16 protein-coding genes and 1 tRNA gene are annotated in these 19,419 nt (G+C 46.4%); 8 read left to right on the top strand and 9 right to left on the bottom strand.

Features of this window, described 5'->3' with window-relative positions; genetic code table 11:
- Positions 1-35: 35 nt before the first annotated feature.
- Together DVO77_RS09940 and orn are read right to left on the bottom strand one after the other, a co-directional pair.
- Positions 36-111, bottom strand: a tRNA-Gly gene (locus tag DVO77_RS09940).
- A gap of 104 nt (positions 112-215) precedes the next feature.
- Positions 216-761, bottom strand: coding sequence for an oligoribonuclease (gene orn, locus DVO77_RS09935; RefSeq protein ID WP_119978224.1), 546 nt, complete (start codon positions 759-761; stop codon positions 216-218).
- A gap of 115 nt (positions 762-876) precedes the next feature.
- Between orn and rsgA the strand changes: the two genes are divergently transcribed.
- The 7 genes from rsgA to DVO77_RS09900 all read left to right on the top strand — a co-directional run bounded on the left by rsgA (position 877) and on the right by DVO77_RS09900 (position 9,393).
- On the top strand, positions 877-1,932 hold the full coding sequence (rsgA, locus tag DVO77_RS09930) for a small ribosomal subunit biogenesis GTPase RsgA (RefSeq protein WP_110457176.1): 1,056 nt from the start codon (positions 877-879) through the stop codon (positions 1,930-1,932).
- Positions 1,933-1,977: 45 nt separating this feature from the next.
- Positions 1,978-2,838 carry an archaetidylserine decarboxylase gene (gene asd / locus DVO77_RS09925; RefSeq protein WP_119978223.1) on the top strand — a complete coding sequence of 287 codons (861 nt, stop codon included), beginning with the start codon at positions 1,978-1,980 and terminating at the stop codon, positions 2,836-2,838.
- Between the two features lie 8 nt (positions 2,839-2,846).
- Positions 2,847-3,749 carry a DMT family transporter gene (locus DVO77_RS09920; protein WP_119978222.1) on the top strand — a complete coding sequence of 301 codons (903 nt, stop codon included), beginning with the start codon at positions 2,847-2,849 and terminating at the stop codon, positions 3,747-3,749.
- Between the two features lie 142 nt (positions 3,750-3,891).
- On the top strand, positions 3,892-7,080 hold the full coding sequence (locus tag DVO77_RS09915) for a mechanosensitive ion channel domain-containing protein (RefSeq protein ID WP_119978221.1): 3,189 nt from the start codon (positions 3,892-3,894) through the stop codon (positions 7,078-7,080).
- Entirely contained in the window at positions 7,080-7,817 is a 738-nt protein-coding gene (locus DVO77_RS09910; RefSeq protein ID WP_119978220.1) for a glycerophosphodiester phosphodiesterase, read from the top strand. Before DVO77_RS09915 ends, DVO77_RS09910 begins: the two co-directional genes overlap by 1 nt.
- A 95-nt stretch (positions 7,818-7,912) precedes the next feature.
- Positions 7,913-8,839 carry a D-2-hydroxyacid dehydrogenase gene (locus DVO77_RS09905; RefSeq protein WP_119978219.1) on the top strand — a complete coding sequence of 309 codons (927 nt, stop codon included), beginning with the start codon at positions 7,913-7,915 and terminating at the stop codon, positions 8,837-8,839.
- A gap of 362 nt (positions 8,840-9,201) precedes the next feature.
- The gene (locus DVO77_RS09900; RefSeq protein WP_110457170.1) at positions 9,202-9,393 is read left to right on the top strand and encodes a bacterioferritin-associated ferredoxin; all 192 of its coding nucleotides are present in this window, start codon (positions 9,202-9,204) and stop codon (positions 9,391-9,393) included.
- A 247-nt stretch (positions 9,394-9,640) separates the two neighbouring features.
- On the opposite strand, the gene parC is transcribed toward DVO77_RS09900, so the two are convergent.
- The 7 genes from parC to nudF all read right to left on the bottom strand — a co-directional run bounded on the left by parC (position 9,641) and on the right by nudF (position 17,706).
- On the bottom strand, positions 9,641-11,908 hold the full coding sequence (parC, locus tag DVO77_RS09895) for a DNA topoisomerase IV subunit A (protein ID WP_110457169.1): 2,268 nt from the start codon (positions 11,906-11,908) through the stop codon (positions 9,641-9,643).
- Entirely contained in the window at positions 11,905-13,008 is a 1,104-nt protein-coding gene (locus DVO77_RS09890) for a PQQ-dependent sugar dehydrogenase (RefSeq protein ID WP_239473282.1), read from the bottom strand. Before DVO77_RS09890 ends, parC begins: the two co-directional genes overlap by 4 nt.
- A gap of 103 nt (positions 13,009-13,111) precedes the next feature.
- Positions 13,112-14,998, bottom strand: coding sequence for a DNA topoisomerase IV subunit B (parE, locus tag DVO77_RS09885; protein ID WP_110457167.1), 1,887 nt, complete (start codon positions 14,996-14,998; stop codon positions 13,112-13,114).
- 45 nt (positions 14,999-15,043) lie between these two features.
- The gene (locus tag DVO77_RS09880) at positions 15,044-15,622 is read right to left on the bottom strand and encodes a YqiA/YcfP family alpha/beta fold hydrolase (RefSeq protein ID WP_110457166.1); all 579 of its coding nucleotides are present in this window, start codon (positions 15,620-15,622) and stop codon (positions 15,044-15,046) included.
- A 183-nt stretch (positions 15,623-15,805) separates the two neighbouring features.
- Complete coding sequence (cpdA, locus tag DVO77_RS09875) at positions 15,806-16,645, bottom strand: 3',5'-cyclic-AMP phosphodiesterase (protein WP_110457165.1); 840 nt, start codon at positions 16,643-16,645, stop codon at positions 15,806-15,808.
- A 9-nt stretch (positions 16,646-16,654) separates the two neighbouring features.
- The gene (locus DVO77_RS09870) at positions 16,655-17,101 is read right to left on the bottom strand and encodes a DUF1249 domain-containing protein (RefSeq protein ID WP_110457164.1); all 447 of its coding nucleotides are present in this window, start codon (positions 17,099-17,101) and stop codon (positions 16,655-16,657) included.
- Complete coding sequence (gene nudF / locus DVO77_RS09865) at positions 17,098-17,706, bottom strand: ADP-ribose diphosphatase (RefSeq protein ID WP_110457163.1); 609 nt, start codon at positions 17,704-17,706, stop codon at positions 17,098-17,100. Before nudF ends, DVO77_RS09870 begins: the two co-directional genes overlap by 4 nt.
- Positions 17,707-18,002: 296 nt before the next feature.
- Between nudF and tolC the strand changes: the two genes are divergently transcribed.
- A complete protein-coding gene (gene tolC, locus DVO77_RS09860) occupies positions 18,003-19,328 on the top strand; it encodes an outer membrane channel protein TolC (RefSeq protein WP_119978244.1) in 1,326 nt (441 codons plus the stop codon).
- The last annotated feature ends 91 nt before the right edge of the window (positions 19,329-19,419 follow it).

The following is a 19,419-nucleotide window of genomic DNA, read 5'->3' as shown; positions in this document are numbered from 1 at the left end:
ATCTATAGCATTTGGTGATGCTGTAGATTGTAATTTGGAGCGACATATCGGGTTCGAACCGATGACCTATACCTTGGCAAGGTATCGCTCTACCAACTGAGCTAATGTCGCATTTCAATCTCGCTAACGTAAGCCGCTAGCTGAAAGTTGAGGCCGCATTATAGGAGAATTTCGCCCCGCTGCAACCCCTTGCTTTAAAAATTTATACTGATTGATTAAATTTTAAATACTTTATCACGATAAAACTGCAATTCAGCAATAGATTCTTGAATATCGACTAAAGCTTGATGGGTGCCGCGCTTAGTAAAGTCGTCCATTACTTCAGGCTTCCAACGACGAACCAACTCTTTTACCGTACTCACATCAATATTACGATAATGAAAGTAATCCTCAAGTGTTGGCATATAACGGTTCAAAAAGCGTCTATCTTGACCAATACTATTGCCGCACATGGGTGATACACCTTTGGGTACATGTAACGCTAAAAATGCTATCGTTTGTTCAATTGCTTGCGCTTCATTAATGCGGCTTGCTTTAACTCGTTCAATTAAGCCAGACTCACCATGATGTTTCTGGTTCCAATCATCCATGCCTGCCAACACTTCATCTGACTGATGGATCGCAATCACAGGGCCCTCTGCCAGAATATTTAGCTCCTTATCTGTCACAATAGTCGCTATCTCAATAATTCTATCGACACTCGGCTCTAACCCCGTCATCTCTAGATCAACCCAAATCAGATTATTTGCATCTGCAGCCATGTCTCTGCCTTATTATTGCTGTTTGCCTAAATTCAGGCTTTTTTGTTTAAGACCGTGTATCATACTGCTTTCTTTAGACAACACAAAATAACCTTATTTTGACGATGATTACACTGTGAGTAAAAAGAAACCTTTAAGTCAAGGCCAGCGCCGCCGCATGCGAGCTAACCACGAAAAGCGTTTGCAACGCAAAGAGGCTGGGGACGCCGCTCCAGAACTACAAGATAGTTCACTTGGACCCGAGTTGCTCGGCACCGTCATCTCTCGTTTTGGTCAACATGCTGATATCGAAACCGAAGATGGTCAATTGGTCCGCTGCAACATACGTAGAAATATTCAAAGTTTAGTCACTGGCGATAAAGTGATTGTCCGCCTTGCCGTTGAAACCACAGCGACCATAGCCGGGGTTGTCGAAGCGGTGCACCCAAGGCATTCGTCATTGTCTCGACCCGATATGTACGATGGCATCAAAATTATTGCCGCCAATATTGACCAAATATTGATTGTCTCATCGGTAGTACCGAGTTTTACCACCCAAATTATCGACCGTTACCTCGTGGCCGCTGAAGACACTGGTATAGCCCCAGTCATTATCCTCAATAAAATTGACCTACTCAGTGAAGAGGAAGCCCCTCAAGTTGAGGCGGCTTTACGTCGCTACCAAGAAATTGGTTACCCTGTGTATAAAGTCAGCAGCATCGAAGGTGAAGGAGTCGACACGATAAAAGCGCTGCTTAAAGATAAAGTGAGTGTGTTTGTCGGCCAATCAGGCGTTGGTAAATCATCATTAATCAATGCGTTATTACCCGACGCCGAATTACTCACTGGCGATGTGTCTGAAAACTCTGGCCTAGGTCAACACACCACCACCACGGCTAAATTACTGCATTTTCCTAGCGGCGGTGACCTAGTGGACTCCCCAGGTGTGCGCGAATTCGCTTTGTGGCATCTACCGCCTGAGCGTGTCGGCTGGTGCTTTATCGAATTTAGAGACTATATTGGCACCTGTAAGTTTAGGGATTGTAAACATAAAAACGATCCAGGTTGTGCCATTACCGCTGCGTTTAACGAAGGCAAAATATTCGAAGATAGGTACAACAACTATCATCGCATCATAGACAGCCTCGATGAGCAGCGCCATGCTCGTCATTTTAGAAATGACAGCGACTAACAACAGACAGCAACATAGCCATATTGGATTTTAAGGATAACTAACGTGGACAAACTGAAAATTGCCTTGCAATACATGATGCCAAAACACCTTCTCTCACGCCTAGTAGGCAAGTTGGCGGCAGCAGAGCTAGGTATGGTCACCACTAGCGTCATTAAGTGGTTCATCAAGCAGTACAAAATTGATATGAGCGAAGCCGCCCAAAGTGAACCAGAGGCTTACGCCAGCTTTAACGCATTTTTTACCCGCGCATTAAAACCGGGGATCCGCCCTTTATGTGATGATGACGACTATATCGTCCATCCTGTCGACGGCGCCGTCAGTCAATGTGGCCCTATCAAATCGGGACGCATCTTTCAGGCTAAAGGCCATGACTACTCTGCTTTAGCCTTACTGGGCGATCAAGTCGATGATGCTAAGCGCTTTGAAGGGGGCGATTTTGCCACCATCTATCTAGCGCCTAAAGATTACCACCGCATTCATATGCCAATAAAAGGCACCTTATCTAAGATGACCTATGTCCCTGGCGAACTGTTTTCGGTCAATCCGCTAACGGCTGAAAACGTACCGGGGTTATTTGCTCGAAACGAGCGCGTCGTAACGATATTTGAAACCGAAATTGGTCCTATTGCCATGGTGCTTGTTGGCGCAACGATTGTCGCCAGCATCGAAACGGTCTGGGCTGGCACTGTCACCCCGCCAACGGGTAAAAAAGTCTTCACCTGGGACTACCCAACCGAAGGGCCAGAAGCCTTAACCTTAGATAAGGGTGAGGAAATGGGTCGCTTTAAGCTAGGCAGTACAGTGGTGATGTTATTTGCTAAAGATGCCATTGAAGAGTTTGCCGACGGCGTTAAACCCAAAGCAGTAACGCGCATGGGTCAAGCCTTTGCCAAAATAGACTAACTGCGACATTGAAGCCCAACACTAGCAGCCATCACGGGTTAATCGAACTGCATATTGCCGTTTTACTCTTTGGTGGGACGGCACTGTTTTCTAAATTGATCCCACTGAGTGCCCTCGACATTACCGTGCTGCGCTGTGCTGTTGCTGCCCTTATCTTGGCACTTATTGTTAAAAGCAGCGGTTGCCGCCTTCGCCTTAACGCCCACAAAGATTACCTTATTGCGCTTGGACTTGGGGTTATCGTGAGCCTGCATTGGGTAACCTATTTCGCCTCTATGCAGCTCTCATCTGTGGCCATAGGGATGATTGCCTTTTTTACCTATCCAGTGATGACGGTATTAGTTGAGCCACTGTTTAATGCAAGCCGCCTCAAACGCGCCGATTTACTAAGCGGTATTAGTGTGCTCTGCGGCGTCAGTTTGTTGATCCCCGAAGCCACTCTCGGCAACGATGTTACTTTGGGGATCATTTTGGGCATACTCTCAGCCATGCTGTTTACCGCTCGTAATATACTCCACAAGCGTTACTTTGCTGAGTATAGCGGCGCCCAAGCTATGCTATATCAAACCGCTGTAGCTGTTGTGTTTTTAATGCCTTGGCACCAAGTTAATATCAGTACCATTAACCAGTCCGTTTGGGGCTTGATAATCCTACTCGGCGTGGTCTTTACCGCAGCGCCACATGCGTTATTTACATCAGCACTACGCCAACTTAGTGCCAAAACTGTCAGTTTAGTTTCCTGCTTGCAACCCTTATATGGTGCGCTATTAGCGTTATGGCTACTGGGTGAAGAGTTAGCGCTAAATACAATCATTGGCGGCGCGCTGGTTGTGATAACAGCCATTTATGAAACGCAACAGAGCCATAAAAGTCAGCGAGCGAAAAAACAGTCCAATATGACCTCAGCATAACCAAGGCCATTGCTGAACACAGCAGATCAAAGCGGCCTGTCACGATTCAGTTCAAATTAACCGATCCATCAATATCATTTTCAATCTATATTGGTACTATATAGCGGTCTATCCATGTATTAATGCCAACTAAAAGCAGATTATGTCTCGTATTTTACTCATTTTTCTATGCGTTCTATCTTTTGCAGCCACTGCTAACTCGCCGCTATCGCTTAACAAGCATTTAGGGATAGGCCAAAACACGAATACCACAACAAAAACCCCCGAAGAACAACTAGCCTTACTTGAGCTGCAGATCACTGAGCAGCGTGAACTGCAAAGTAATTTCGAGGCGCTGCAGCATCAATATCAAAACAAAAAAAATGATATCAGCAAACAAATAGAGCAGGCTTCTAAACCCTTAAGTTGGCAACCACAACAAGATTTAAGCCAACAAGCCTCTATGGCCTATCTGCGCCTATCAGAGCTAAAAGAGATCGAAGCCAGCCTAGGGCAACAAATTAACGAACTCATCAAACGACAGCATCAACTGCCCACCATTATTACTCAGGCCAATAGCACGTTAGCCCAGCACACTCGCACCAGTAGTAGTCACGAAACTAACATAACCGAGGCTCAGAGTCGGCTCTACCGCCAGACACTGTCAACATTGGAATCAGAGCTCGCCAGCAGCCAAAAGCAGATCGCCCTCACCCAACAACAGTTAACCTTAGTGCGCCGCCAATTGATCCAGCAAGAACAGCTAATAGAAAAACTGAATGCGGCCATTTCAGTGCAACGCCATAAAACCACGGCAGCCACCATCGCGGCCAGCCAAATTGAAACCTCGACAACCGATGATGCTCTCGCGCTGGCGCTTAATGAACAAAACCAAGCCTACGGCGAACAACTGCAGCAACTCACCTATCAGATGAGTGAAGTGGCCACTAAACAGGAAGAAGCTGAAACCCAGTACCAGATGCAGGCCAAGCAGTTGAGTAATATTCAGCAGCAAATAGGCTTAGTCAAACTTAACTCTGCGTTTGGCGAGCGCTTTTTACGCATTCTATCGTCACTACCTAAACCGCCAAACCAAGACATTATCAGCAATGAAATCGCCAATGCTCGTCTTGAACGCTACCAAGTAGAGCAAGATATTACCCTGCATGCCAGCCTCAATACTGGCACAGGCGAGCACACACCATTACAAGCTAAGCTTTTGCAATCGCAACATAAATTGCAGCAACAACTACTGGAAAACTACGACCTGTATATTGGCGAGCTAGCCGAACTGCGGGTGATATATGAGCAACTCAATCAGCAGTATAAAAATCTAAAAACAACCCTTAACGAACATCTGTTCTGGGTTGCTAATGCCAATAGCATTGACCGGTTTTGGTTTAGCGATCTGCTGCAGAGTAGCCAATGGCTGTTAACACAAGCTCCTTGGCATCAGATTACCGACTCCTTTAGTGAGCAAAGCACACTGTGGTCTTGGTGGATCATCTTATTCATCTTATGCCTAGTGCTACAGGATCTAGTCACACCCAGTTTTAATAAAGCCATGACCCACAACGCGGCATTTGTGGGCAACGTGACCCAAGATAAGTTTATCTACACTATAACCGCACTCTTTATTTCGATTTGTTATAGCGCCATTAAACCCTTGCCATTACTACTTAGTGGTCTGATTTTATATTACTCAGAACATAACTTAGTGTCATCGGTTGGCATGGGGATCTTAGCCATCGCCGCCCTGTATCTGTTATATCAATTCACCGATCTACTCGCCTTAGAAAAAGGGGTATTAATTGGTCATTTCAAAGGAGATGCCAACACCATTCATGCAGGGCAGCAACGGCTACGCACTTTTACATTAATGACCATGCCTATTATTGGCGTGCTCGGCTTTACCGAAGTGTTAGAAACGTCGATGATCCGTAACAGTTTAGGCCGCGGTGCCTTTATTGTGTTCGCCATCATGCTATTTTGGTTTTATATCGATATTTTACAGTTATCTAAGCAGCAACGTCTTTACCATCAAGATGATAAAAACAAACGTTTACTGCAAAAAACACTCTGGGCCGTGCTGTTATTGCTGCCGCCCGCATGCGCAGTATTAGCGTTTAGAGGATATTACTTCACCGCTTTCCAAATGTTGTTACAACTTCAACTGTCATTGATCTTGTCGTTGAGCTTTATGTTGCTCTATCAACTGATTAAACGCTGGATGTTGATTGAACGCCGGCGCATCGCCTTTCACCGTGCAAAAGCCAAGCGCGCCGAAATATTGGCCCAACGGGAAAAAGATGACGACAGCGCCAATAATGAACAAGGTGACACCTACGAGGAGCCCGTGGTCGATCTTGAAACCATCTCGAGTCAATCATTAGGCTTGGTGCGCTCATTATTGACCCTTGCTTTCTTAATCAGCTTAATTGGACTCTGGACTCAAACCCACAGCGCCATCTTCTCGTTTTTGGATGGTATCACCCTCTGGACCAGCTCGACCGTGATCGATGGCATCTCTCAGCAGCAGCCTATCACGCTTAAATCGTTACTGCTGGGACTAATTATTGTTGGCTTTTCATTAATGATTGCCACTAATTTACCCGGTCTACTGGAACTGATGATCCTTCAGCGGCTCGATTTAACCCCAGGTACGGGTTTCGCCCTTACTACTGTAAGCCGTTATTTAGTCGTGTTTTTTGGTGTATTAAGTGGTTTTTCTACCTTAGGAATGGAGTGGTCTAAACTGCAGTGGCTAGTGGCAGCGCTCTCGGTCGGTCTGGGTTTTGGCTTACAAGAAATTTTCGCAAACTTTATATCGGGCCTTATCATCTTGTTCGAAAAACCGGTGAGGATTGGAGATACGGTCACGATTCGTGACTTAACTGGCACTGTCAGTAAAATTCAGATCCGCGCCACCACCATTGTCGATTGGGATCGCAAAGAGATCATTGTGCCCAATAAAGCATTTATTACCGAGCAGCTAATCAACTGGTCATTATCCGACCCAATCACTCGAGTGATTGTTTACGTGTCGGTCGCCCGAGACTCAGATCCAGCCCGGGTAGAAGCGGCACTGTATCAAGCCGTTAAAGAGTGCGATGAAGCACTGACGATTCCTGAGCCAGAAGTCTGGTTTGCAGGCTTTGGTAAGCACACCCAAGATTACGAAATTCGTGCCTATGCTAAAGACATGAATACCCGCTGGCCACTGCGTCACAAACTACATAAACAAGTAAATAAGAAACTCAAAGAGAACAATTTAGAACTCGCTTACCCGCAGCTTGAAGTGCATATTAACAGTGGCCAAAGCAAAGAAACTCAGGGGTTGATTAGAAACTAATGCAGGTATTTGCTCATCGAGGGGCTAGCGGTTATGCGCCAGAAAATACCCTAGCCGCGATTAAAAAAGCTGTACAACTTGGGAGCACGGCTATCGAAATTGACGTGCACAATGTCGAAGGCCAACTGTATGTATTTCATGATAGACGCCTCGACGGTAAAAGCACTGGCACTGGGCTCATCGAAGAGGTGAGCCAAGCCTATTTAGCCACGGTACGCGTCGGTGCCGAGCCCATTCCCACCTTGTGGGAACTACTGGCTTATCTGCAGCACTTCGACTGTATCGTTAATATTGAGCTCAAGGGAATGAACTCACTGACGCCATTTTTAAGCTTGTACCCTAACATCTTATCAAAACTAAATTTTAGCGCCGATAAGCTATTGATATCTTCGTTTAATCACCACTTTGTTGCCAGCGTTAAACAGCAGTTTCCTCAAGCCTTGGTGGCGCCGCTCATTGAAGGTATTCCTGTTGATAATGCCGCCTTAGTGAGCCAGTTACAGGCTTATTCACTGCACCTCAGTTTGAGCTTTATCACCTCAGACATAGTGATTGATGCCCATCAGCGCGGAGCTAAAGTTTATGTTTATACCGTCGATGATGCGGCAGATATCGCCTATTTAGCTAAACTTGGCGTTGATGGAATTTTTAGTAACTATCCTGATATTAGTCAGCAAGTTATCGAGCAGCTTAGCAGAAAAGCGCATACACTATACTCATCCATTCAGGTAACATAACTCAGTTATGCTTGCCAAGTTAACCCACCAGGCCAAGCATGCTCGCTATGACCGCCTAATTAACGCGACAACGCCAATGATAATGGGGACTAGCCATGGAACATAAACTGCTGCTGCTGACCAGTGACAACCCAAAGTATCGCCAACTGCTCGACTCCTGTCATCTCCCACAACTGACGTTACTAGACGATGATCCTAGCAGTATTCTCAGCGCGAATATTTGGTTGGCAGAGCCCCCATTAGCGGCGCCACTTGTGGGTCACGCGCAGCAATTGACTTGGATGCAATCAACCTATGCGGGTGTCGACCCCTTAGTCAAACCTCGTCTACGCCGTGATTACCAACTCACTAACATTAAAGGAATATTTGGCCCTTTAATGAGTGAATATCTATTTGGCTACTTGCTGGCTCATCAACGTCAACATAAACAGTATCAGTCACAACAGGCGGATAAAATATGGCGCCCCAGCAGCTTTAAAACCTTGCAAGGGCAAAAGTTATTGCTCTTAGGCACGGGCAATATTGCCAAGCATATTGCCCACACAGGCAAACATTTCGGAATGCAGGTAACCGGAATTAACCGCGGTGCCAAACCAACGACTGGATTCGATAAGGTCGATACCCTCGCCAATCTACCCAGCCATATTGCCCAGGCCGATGCCATTGCCGCGATCCTGCCTAGCACGCCAGATACCCGAGGCATTTTAGACAGCCAAATGCTCAGCATGATTAAAGATGAAGCCATTTTATTTAATCTTGGGCGAGGTGATGTACTCGATCTCGATGCGCTATATCAACAACTACTACAGCGACCCAAGCAACAAGCGATTTTAGATGTGTTCAATCAAGAGCCGTTACCCGCCAACCATCCCATATGGTCATTAAGCAATGCTACCATCACCCCACATATCGCGGCTCCAAGCCGACCTGAACAAGTGGTGGAAATCTTTGCCGCTAACTATCACCACTTCATCAAGGGGCAAGCGCTCAGCCATTTAGTCAACTTTGAACGCGGCTATTGATATAAAAGTAAGACTAAGCGGTGCACCTCACCGCTCAATTAGCTAGCTCAGTTAGGCAGCTAAGCTTAGCGGCATTGACGAGTGCTCAATGCTGGCAAGGCGCACGTAACACCTAAGCCATAGCCCCGACATTGAATAGCGACTCAGCCTCAGTTATTAACAATCTGCTATTAAAAATCCGCCTGTAGCCATTATATTTGCGCCAAAGCCCAACCAGCAGCCCATCAAAACGCGCTAACATCGCGTCTGGTTTTTTAATAGCTGAACCTTACAGCATAAATACTAGCTATAACTTAAAGTTATTAGTATTGAGAATCGTTTTCATTTACACTTTCATGCATCACTATAGAGAGAGCCATAGTATGTACGTTTGTTTATGCCATGCCATTACCGATACTCAGATTAAACAAGCTGTTGATCAGGGAGATACCTCTTTGGCCGATCTCAAAAAACGCTTGGGTGTAGGTAGTCAATGCGGTAAATGTACCCGCATGGCCAGCGAGATCATTCAAGCGAGATTAGATGTTACGCCTAACTTCTACGAAGTGGCTTAATCGACTCATCAGCCATACTGTGACAGACCCACAAACAAAGCTTATACCGTCAGCTAACTCCGGAGTTAGCTGACGGTGCAAATCCTTAGATATAAAAATTAGACATAAAAATGACCAACAAAAAAAGCTGCTTAAAAGCAGCTTTTTTTGTTATCTCGCTATTTGCTATCTCACTCAGGACTTAGAACACTTAGAGCACTTAGACTAAGACCTAAAGCGACCTAAAGCACTAAGAACCTAAAACGGCTTAAAGTACTGGCTCATCAGCACCGAGTTCCACCTTATCAACACGTTGTAAACCGCGCGGTAACTTAGCGCCACGGCGGCCACGTTCACCACGGTAATGCTCAAGATCGCTAGGTTTTAAGGTCAACTTACGCTTACCCGCCCACAAGGTGACGGCAGTGTCTTCAGGCACTACGTGCAAGTGCATCAGTAGTTCTTCACGGTTTTTTGCGCGCTCGCTCGGAATACCGATGATTTTATTACCTTTACCTTTAGACAGTTGTGGCAGTGCATCTACTGAAAACAGTAGCATCCGCCCTTCGTTGGTGATCGCTAAAATCGACTCACGACGAGACTTATCGACCCGTTTAGGTTGCAGCACTTTGGCATTCGCAGGCAAACTTAATAGGGCTTTACCCGCCTTATTACGCGACACCATATCTTTGTAGTCACCAATAAAACCGTAACCGGCATCGCTAGCCAGCAAGAAACATTGCCCATCTTCCCCCATCAAAGCATGTTCAATGGTTTCACCTGGCGACAATTGGAAGCGCGTGGTTAATGGCTCACCCTGGCTACGCGCCGACGGTAAGGTGTGGGTATCGGTGGCAAATGCCCTGCCAGTACTGCCAATAAACACGGTGGCATTATTGCTGCGCCCTGAGGCGGCGCAGAGAAAACCATCCCCCGCCTTATAAGAGAGTGTTGTAGGGTCGATATCATGTCCCTTGGCACAACGTACCCAGCCTTTTTCCGATAAGACCACAGTCACCGCTTCGGCTGGGACTAACTCTTGCTCGCTTAAGGCTTTAGACTCTTGACGTTCGACCAGTGGTGAACGACGAGCGTCGCCATAGGTTTCTGCATCTTGTTTAAGCTCTTTTTTGATTAAGGTTTTCATGCGACGCTCTGAGCCAAGCAGCAGCTCGAGCTTTTCACGTTCGGCTTCGAGTTCGCTCTGCTCCGCCTTAATCTTCACTTCTTCTAATTTGGCTAAATGGCGCAGTTTTAAATCGAGGATGGCATTGGCTTGCTCATCACTCAAACTAAAGCGCGACATCAACTCGGTTTTGGCATCGTCGTGATAACGGATGATCTCAATCACTTCATCAATATTGAGGAAGGCGATCATCAAGGCATCAAGAATATGTAATCTTGCCTGCACCTTATCGAGTCGGTGTTCTAGGCGGCGCCTGACGGTGCTCATCCTAAACTCTAACCACTCGCTAAGAAGCTGCTTAAGCCCTTTAACCTGCGGACGACCGTTGAGCCCCAACACGTTTAAGTTGACCCTAAAGTTCTTTTCCAGATCGGTAGTGGCAAATAAGTGCGCCATAAGTTGATCGCAATCGACGCGATTAGAGCGAGGCACAACCACCATACGTACAGGACTTTCATGATCTGACTCATCACGTAAGTCGGCGACCATAGGCAGCTTCTTGGCCTGCATCTGCGCGGCTATCTGCTCTAAAATCTTACCGCTACTGGCTTGGTGTGGCAGTGCGGTGATCACTATCTCACCCGCTTCGATTGTGTACACGGCGCGCGCTTTAATCGAGCCACGACCAGTACTGTAAATTTTAGCGATATCGGCTCTAGGCGTGATAATTTCCGCTTCTGTCGGATAATCAGGCCCCGGAACCAACTCCATAATGCGTTCAAGTTCGGTCTTAGGGTTATCCAAGAGTTCGATACAGGCATCGACTAATTCACGCGCGTTATGGGGCGGTACATCCGTCGCCATCCCCACTGCTATCCCGGTAATACCGTTAAGTAAAATATGCGGTAAACGGGCTGGTAACACCAGCGGCTCTTTCATGGTGCCGTCGAAGTTAACCCCCCAATCGACAGTGCCGTGACCCAGCTCGGTGAGCAACACTTCAGAGAATTTCGATAAACGCGCCTCGGTATAACGCATGGCGGCAAACGATTTAGGATCATCGGGTGCGCCCCAGTTACCTTGACCGTCAACCAGCGGATAACGATATGAGAATGGCTGAGCCATCAATACCATGGCTTCATAACAGGCGCTATCACCATGAGGGTGGTATTTACCCAATACGTCACCGACGGTACGAGCCGATTTTTTATGCTTAGACTGCGCCGATAAGCCCAGCTCACTCATGGCATAAATAATACGCCGCTGCACTGGCTTTAATCCATCGCCAATATGCGGTAATGCACGGTCCATGATGACGTACATAGAGTAATTGAGATACGCTTCCTCTGTAAAACGCCTCAGGGGCATCTGCTCGACACCATCGAGACTCAAATCTATCGCATCACTCATTGGTTTGGATCCTGTTGTTCACTCGGTTCACTCTCATTGACGCCGTTATCTTTATAAAACAGTCGATAAACATTGCCTTTAAAATCATCAGAAATATAGATAGCCCCATCGGGAGCTGACAGCAAAGCGTAAGGTCTAGCGACCGGGAATTCACCATCTAGAAAGCTCACCACGGTTTGTCGATCTACTATCTCATCGCCCGCAAGCGTCAGCATAGTGACCTGATAGCCAATTTTACTCGACCGGTTCCACGAGCCATTTTCGGCAACAAACATCTGCTCATGGTATTTTGCCGGAAACTGCTTACCACGATAAAACTGCAATCCCATTGGCGCGACATGAGCGGGTAATTCAAACACTGGCGGGGTCACTTTTAACCCTTTAGGTTTCTCATAAGCAGGTTCCTCCACGTCAGTCGCATGAATATAGGGAAAGCCATAGTGACTACCAACGGTATCGACGCGATTAATCTCATCGGGGGGCAATCGGTCACCCATCCAATCGCGACCGATATCGGCAAACCACAATTTATTATCATCTGGCGCCCAATCAAAACCGGTCACATTACGCAAGCCTGTCGCCACCTGCTGGCTACTGCCGGTGTTAACATCGATAGCAATAATACTGCCAAACGGCGCCGGTGCTTCACACACATTACAGGGTGCGCCAATGGCAACGTATAAGCGGCCATCTGGCCCAAAACGCATCGCACGGTGGCTCTTGTTAGTTTTACCCGGTAAGCGGTTATACACCTCTTTGCCGCGATTAGGGCGACGTAAGCGGTTTTCAACATCCACATAGCGAATAATGCGCGAACTTTCAGCTACGTAGAGATCGCCATCGTGAAAAGCTATCGCCTCAGGGTAATGCAGATCTTTGGCGACAATATAGCGCTTATCGACCCGACCATCGGCATTACTGTCCACTAGCGCATGAATAACTCCCGTCTTATAGGAGCCAACGAATAAGGTTCCCTTGTCCCCTAAGGCCATCTGCTTAGCATCGCCCAGATCTGCGGCATATAATGAGAGCCCAAAACCTTTAGCCACGGTGATCATAATCGACTGCCGATCGGCCTTGGCTCCTGCTGCCATAACCATGACGACCATAGCTATAAACAACTTAAAAGATAAAGTAGTTATCGTTTTATTTTTCATTATCTTAAGTTCATCTGCCTATACAATCTCTGAGCCATAATTCAGGTTATAACTGAGCCATATCCCCTTTGGTCTCTAACCATGCTTTTCGATCACCCGAGCGTTTTTTCGCTAACAACATATCCATCAGTGCCATAGTATCATCGGCCTCATCAATGGTTAACTGTACCAAACGGCGAGTGTTCGGATCCATTGTGGTTTCGCGCAGTTGTAACGGATTCATCTCGCCCAAACCTTTGAAGCGAGTCACTTGTACTTTGCCTTTCTTTTTCTCGGCGGCGATACGGTCTAAAATCCCCTGCTTTTCCGCCTCATCGAGGGCATAAAAGACCTCTTTACCCACATCGATACGAAACAGTGGTGGCATCGCCACATAGATATGGCCTTTTTCTACTAACACTCTGTAATGCTTCATAAACAGTGCGCACAGCAAGGTCGCGATATGTAATCCGTCGGAATCAGCATCGGCCAGTATACAAATTTTGCCATAACGCAATTCAGAAATATCACTACTGTCGGGATCGCAGCCTATCGCCACCGAGATATCATGCACCTCCTGCGAGGCCAATACCTGCGAGGCATCCACTTCCCACGTGTTTAAAATCTTACCGCGCAAAGGCATGATAGCTTGAAACTCACGGTCTCTCGCCTGTTTAGCACTACCACCCGCCGAGTCACCTTCGACCAAAAATAGCTCGCCACGCATAGGATCTTGGCCGCTACAATCGGTAAGCTTGCCGGGTAAGGCTGGGCCTGATGTGACTTTTTTGCGCGCCACCTTCTTAGCCGCTTTTAACCGTTTCTGCGCATTATTAATACACATATCGGCTAAGGCTTCAGCCTGCTCTGTATGGGTATTAAGCCATAAACTAAAGGCGTCACGCACAATACCAGAAACAAATGCGGCGCTCTGGCGGCTAGAGAGTTTTTCTTTGGTTTGTCCTGCAAATTGAGGATCTTGCATCTTAATCGACAAGATATAACTACTGCGGTCCCAAATATCTTCGGGCGAGAGCTTGATACCACGCGGGATCAGATTACGAAACTCACAAAACTCACGCATCGAGTCGAGCAAGCCTTGCCTAAAACCGTTGACATGAGTACCACCAAGCGGCGTGGGAATAAGGTTAACATAGCTTTCGTTAAGATAATCGCCGCCCTCTGGCAGCCAAGTTATCGCCCAATCAACCGCTTCGGTATTGCCGACCATGGTGCCAATAAACGGCTCTTTGGGTAAGGTTTCAGCCCCATTAATCGACGCTTGCAGATAATCGGTCAAGCCACTTTCATAAAACCACTCTTCGCTTTCACCAGTTTGTTTATTGGTGAATTTAATGCGTAGTCCTGGGCACAATACCGCTTTGGCACGCAGTAAATAAACCAGTTTTGGGATAGAGAAATTGACCGAATCAAAATAGCTGGCGGTAGGCCAAAAATGCACCCGAGTGCCCGTATTACGTCTGCCGCAGGTGCCGGTGACCTTAAGGTCTTCAACCTTATCGCCATGCTCGAACGCCATTTCATAGACTTCGCCGCCACGTCTTACGCTGATTTCAACGCGATCTGACAGGGCGTTGACCACCGAGATGCCCACCCCGTGCAAGCCTCCTGAAAACTGGTAGTTATCGTTAGAAAACTTACCGCCAGCATGCAGCTTAGTTAAGATCAATTCGACCCCAGAAATCCCCTCTTCTGGATGGATATCAACGGGCATACCACGACCATCATCAATAACTTCCAGCGAGTTATCTTTATGAAGGATCACGTCAATTTTAGTTGCGTGGCCTGCCAGCGCCTCATCCACACTGTTATCGATCACCTCTTGTCCTAAATGGTTCGGACGTGTGGTGTCGGTATACATGCCGGGTCTACGCTTAACAGGGTCGAGTCCATTAAGTACTTCAATTGCATCTGAGGTGTATTGATTTGTCATGGCACACACATATGGTTATTCAGGCCTTATTGCGGCCCTACATGTCTATTTATTAAGAAACAGGAACTGGCAGATCCTATCCAACTGTTGTTCATAGCCGATAAAACTATGGTCACCACCCGCCTCTATTAGCAGCTGACAACAATGGTATTTATTCACTGCTTGTTGGTAATCGAGCACCTCGTCACCGGATTGTAATAATACAAGAAATCGCTCAGGATTCAGAATAACCTCGGTATCATACAGTGCAACCTCTTGTTTATGCTCGGGTAATATTTGATACGTTTCGTCAGTATACGGATTGTACTGTTGACCAATAAAATCATCAAATAATGCATAAGGAGTAACGGCCGGATTAATGAGCACCGCTCTACCACCGTAGGTTTCAGCGAGGTAACTGGCAAAGTACCCCCCCAATGATGAGCCAATAAAATGCAGCGACTCCCCTTTAGCGAGTGCTTGTTCGACAATCTCTATCAGTAATGTCATCGCGGCGGCGGGAGTGGCGGGTAACTGCGGTTGAAAAAAAGAGAGTTGTGGAAAATGCTGAGCAATATATCGAGCGGTCACCAGCCCTTTGTCTGACTGAGGGGAGCTATTGAAGCCATGGAGATAGAGCAGCATATTTCCTCGATAACTATTGCTATTATTTAACTCGCGATACCAACGCTAACGACACAGAACAAATCAAAAGGTACCGACAGAGAGAGTAAGTGCCACGATGCTAACATTGGCAGCGCAATTCACCAAATAAAGCTTTAGCTCCAATCAAGCATCATCCTGATGCTGCGCTAGTATGAGAAGAAATTAATAACCACTTGACTCATGATCGGGAGAAAACTTATTACCTGGAACCCGGTAAACATTGGTCAATATACCACCATCACTTTTTAGTTCCAGTAATCGATATCCTGGCTGCTGTGCATCTAATGCAAAATAAGGTGACTTAGGTTTAAATTGAATACAGGTGGAAGGTGTTGCCATTAAACGCATGGTGCCATGCTCAGTGGGATGAGTTTGATCTAGGCTTTGATGCACATGCCCCCACAGCAATCCCTTAACCTGAGGTAACTTAGCGACCCTGGCAATAAAATCTGAGCCATTATCCATGCAGTGTTGATCCAGCCACTGACAGCCCACCAAAATTGGATTGTGGTGCATCACCAGTAAGGTGTGTTTATCTGGCTGCGCCGCGACCGCAGACTCTATCAAGGCCAGCTGAGTCTCGGCCATGTGGCCCCCAGGCTTTCCCCTAACAGTGGAGTCCAACATGATAATTTGCCAGTTACCTGCCAAAATGCGTTGCTCGCCATACACACGAGGCCCTTGCATATGCAGATGCATCACCCTAGGGTCGTCATGATTACCGGGTAAATAATGGCAAGGTAAATTAAGCGGTACAATTGCACGCACAAAATTATGATAAGACTCGTGCGAGTAATCCTGACTGATATCCCCCGTCGCCAACATCAGATGCGCCGGATAATCAACCGCCTTTATGGTATTAAGCACAGCATCTAAGCTATTTGCGGTATTAACGCCTAAAAGCTGAGCTTCGCGATCGGCAAACAGGTGCGGATCGGTCACTTGAACCAGTCTAACGCTCTCACCGTCACCAATAGAATAAGAGATAGCCTCTTTTAGCACATTAAAACCCTAAAATGTGGACTGACAAATAATCCTGACATGATTGTCAATCTGTAGTAACTCTTCAAGAAAAGCATTTACCTGGTACTTTTCGTCTCTATGATACATACGTATATTTGGGTAATCATATACTGGTCTTAAGCGATAAATCTGTCGACTAGTTAACACTTCTGCTAATTTAGCATCATGATAAACACGAACGACAACCTTAGGGGTATCAATTAATTGCACTGAGTCGATAGCCCGGGAGATTTCAATCAATTGGGTATATTGGGTATTTTCGAGCAACTTAACGTCTAAACTGCCAAAATCACCATCGACTTGCCAACAAAATCCCTGCTCGCAAGAGGCTGGTAGCCAACGCAATATATTAAAGTAATTTCGGCTACATAACGCCAAAAAGCGACTGACGTCCACTTGGTAGCTATTGTGCCGCTTGTTTAACGAAACTGTCACAGCCCTTCTCTTAATTTATGGTAATTTAATTGCAGCCATTGCAAGCCAATCATAGTCGAGGCGTTATTTATCACCCCATCACATAATAGCTGATACGCCGCTTCGCGCGACATCACATGTACCTTGATATCTTCGTGCTCTTCACTGATCCCATGAATACCACTTGCAAGGCTCGCGTCCACCTTCGCCCAATAAAAGTCAAAGCGTTCGCTACTGCCGCCTGGACTAGCAAAGTAGTCACACACCCGCACCATTTTATTTGCCACCAGTCCCGCTTCTTCTCTTAGCTCTCGATGTGCCACTTGCTCTGCCGACTCACCAGGCTCAATCATGCCAGCCACTAACTCAAACAGCCATGGTGTTGAGGCATCCGCCACAACAGGAATCCGAATTTGCTCAATCAACACCACTTTATCGCTAACGGGATCATAGGGCAGAACCACCACAGCATGACCACGCTCAAACACCTCTCGAGTCACGGGTTCGCTCCAACCACCAGCAAATAACCTATGCTTAAAACGGTACTCGTCAACGCGAAAAAATCCTTGATATACAGTATGCTGACTCAGCATCTCAATATCATCACGGCTAAATTTCTGCTTCATCCACTTTCCTTTGAGTTATTTTGATGACGGTTAAGGGCTGCAGGGTAGGTAAATATAGCATGTCGCCCCCCAAAAATTGCAGACATAAAATCAAAAACTGTTACACTTCATAGTTGACTTAAAATTGGTTAATTTCTTAATATCTTAGTATCTTAACCTTACAAGTTTAGATGTATCGGGAAGCGTCGGGAAGCGCAAACCGCTTTACTCAAATGATTTGCTGTAAAGCATCACTTAACTTTATTAAGTAAATCGCTCCGCCAAAAGGAGTATTTATGTCTAAAAAAGGACAGGTAATGAAATTTAAGATCCGCACTTTATGTGCAGCCTTGACTCTAACGGCGACAACTTCAGCCGTGCACGCCGACGACCTATTACAAATTTATCAACAAGCACTTACCAGTGATCCTATCGCGCTTCAAGCTCAATCTCAACGCGACAGACTCTACGAGCAGATCGAAGAAAATCGTGCCCCCTTGCTGCCGACACTAAGTGCCAGCGTGGGTTATGGCAAGAGTTGGTCAGATGTGTCCGACAATACCTATAACAGCGGCTTAAATGCCGGCGTGTCATTAAAGCAAGTGGTTTACGATCACAGTGCATGGGTTGGGCTAGATTTAGCGGAACTTGCCGCCACACAGGCCGATGCCGCTTATGCTTCGGTACTACAGAACCTGATTATTCGAGTGACGAGTGCTTACTTTGACGTCTTATCGGCTAAAGATAACTACGAGTTTAAAGGCGCTGAAAAACGCGCAATTGAACGTCAACTAGAGCAAACAAAACAACGTTTTGCGGTAGGCCTTACCGCTATTACCGATGTGCATGAAGCTCAAGCACAGTATGACTTAGCCCGCGCCTCTGAAATCTTAGCGGAAAACCAGTTGATCAACAGCTACGAAGCCTTGCGTGAAATTACCGGTATCGATCATAAATCCATCGATATCTTAGATACCAATCGCTTCACCGCTGTCACGCCAACTCCAGCCATGCCAGAAGAATGGTTAAAAATGGCCGAGAGCAACAGTGTTGACCTTATGGCAACTCGTATCGGTAAAGATATCGCTCAGCAGACCATCACGCTTTACAAAGCAGGTCATATGCCGTCGCTAAATTTGAACGCTGGTTACACCACTAATCTTGAACAAAAGAACCAAATTGGCAGTCAAGATGATTATGACAATGCCAATGTTGGCCTGACCTTAAGCGTACCGATTTTCGAAGGCTTCAAGGTAAGTTCACAAGTTAATCAAGCACAATATCAGTATGTTGAAGCCAGTGAAAAGATGGAACAAACCTACCGTAAAGTCGTTAAAGATGTGCGTAACAACTTCAATAACGTCGGTGCTTCTATCAGCTCAATCCGTGCTTATGAGCAATCGGTTATCTCATCAGAGAGTGCACTTAAAGCGACCCAAGCAGGTTTTGAAGTGGGGACTCGTACTATTGTTGACGTGCTAAACCGTACCCGTGATTTATACGATTCAAAACGTCAGTTATCGAATGCCCGTTACGGTTACATCAACTCCATTTTAGCGCTAAAACAAGCGGCTGGAACCCTAAATGAAGATGATGTAATTGCGATTAACAGTGGCTTAATCGCCCCCGTTGTCAGCCAGTAAATTCGACTAACCATTTGCCATAAAAAAAACCGCCTAATGGCGGTTTTTTTATGGCTCTTATCGACCAAATCAGGAGACAACCCCTAGGATA

This window comes from Shewanella algidipiscicola, from assembly GCF_003605125.1.
Classification (GTDB): Bacteria; Pseudomonadota; Gammaproteobacteria; order Enterobacterales; family Shewanellaceae; genus Shewanella; species Shewanella algidipiscicola.
The sequence above is the reverse complement of the archived record's forward strand: the minus strand, read 5'-3'. Positions and strand labels throughout refer to the sequence as shown.

What these genes read in the sequence shown, in the direction of transcription:
- orn (WP_119978224.1), bottom strand. Translation starts at nt 761, where the DNA reads ATGGCTGCAGATGCAAATAATCTGATTTGGGTTGATCTAGAGATGACG.
- DVO77_RS09915 (WP_119978221.1), top strand. Translation starts at nt 3,892, where the DNA reads ATGTCTCGTATTTTACTCATTTTTCTATGCGTTCTATCTTTTGCAGCC.
- DVO77_RS09910 (WP_119978220.1), top strand. Translation starts at nt 7,080, where the DNA reads ATGCAGGTATTTGCTCATCGAGGGGCTAGCGGTTATGCGCCAGAAAAT.
- DVO77_RS09905 (WP_119978219.1), top strand. Translation starts at nt 7,913, where the DNA reads ATGGAACATAAACTGCTGCTGCTGACCAGTGACAACCCAAAGTATCGC.
- DVO77_RS09900 (WP_110457170.1), top strand. Translation starts at nt 9,202, where the DNA reads ATGTACGTTTGTTTATGCCATGCCATTACCGATACTCAGATTAAACAA.
- parC (WP_110457169.1), bottom strand. Translation starts at nt 11,908, where the DNA reads ATGAGTGATGCGATAGATTTGAGTCTCGATGGTGTCGAGCAGATGCCC.
- DVO77_RS09890 (WP_239473282.1), bottom strand. Translation starts at nt 13,008, where the DNA reads ATGGTTATGGCAGCAGGAGCCAAGGCCGATCGGCAGTCGATTATGATC.
- parE (WP_110457167.1), bottom strand. Translation starts at nt 14,998, where the DNA reads ATGACAAATCAATACACCTCAGATGCAATTGAAGTACTTAATGGACTC.
- DVO77_RS09880 (WP_110457166.1), bottom strand. Translation starts at nt 15,622, where the DNA reads ATGCTGCTCTATCTCCATGGCTTCAATAGCTCCCCTCAGTCAGACAAA.
- nudF (WP_110457163.1), bottom strand. Translation starts at nt 17,706, where the DNA reads ATGAAGCAGAAATTTAGCCGTGATGATATTGAGATGCTGAGTCAGCAT.
- tolC (WP_119978244.1), top strand. Translation starts at nt 18,003, where the DNA reads ATGAAATTTAAGATCCGCACTTTATGTGCAGCCTTGACTCTAACGGCG.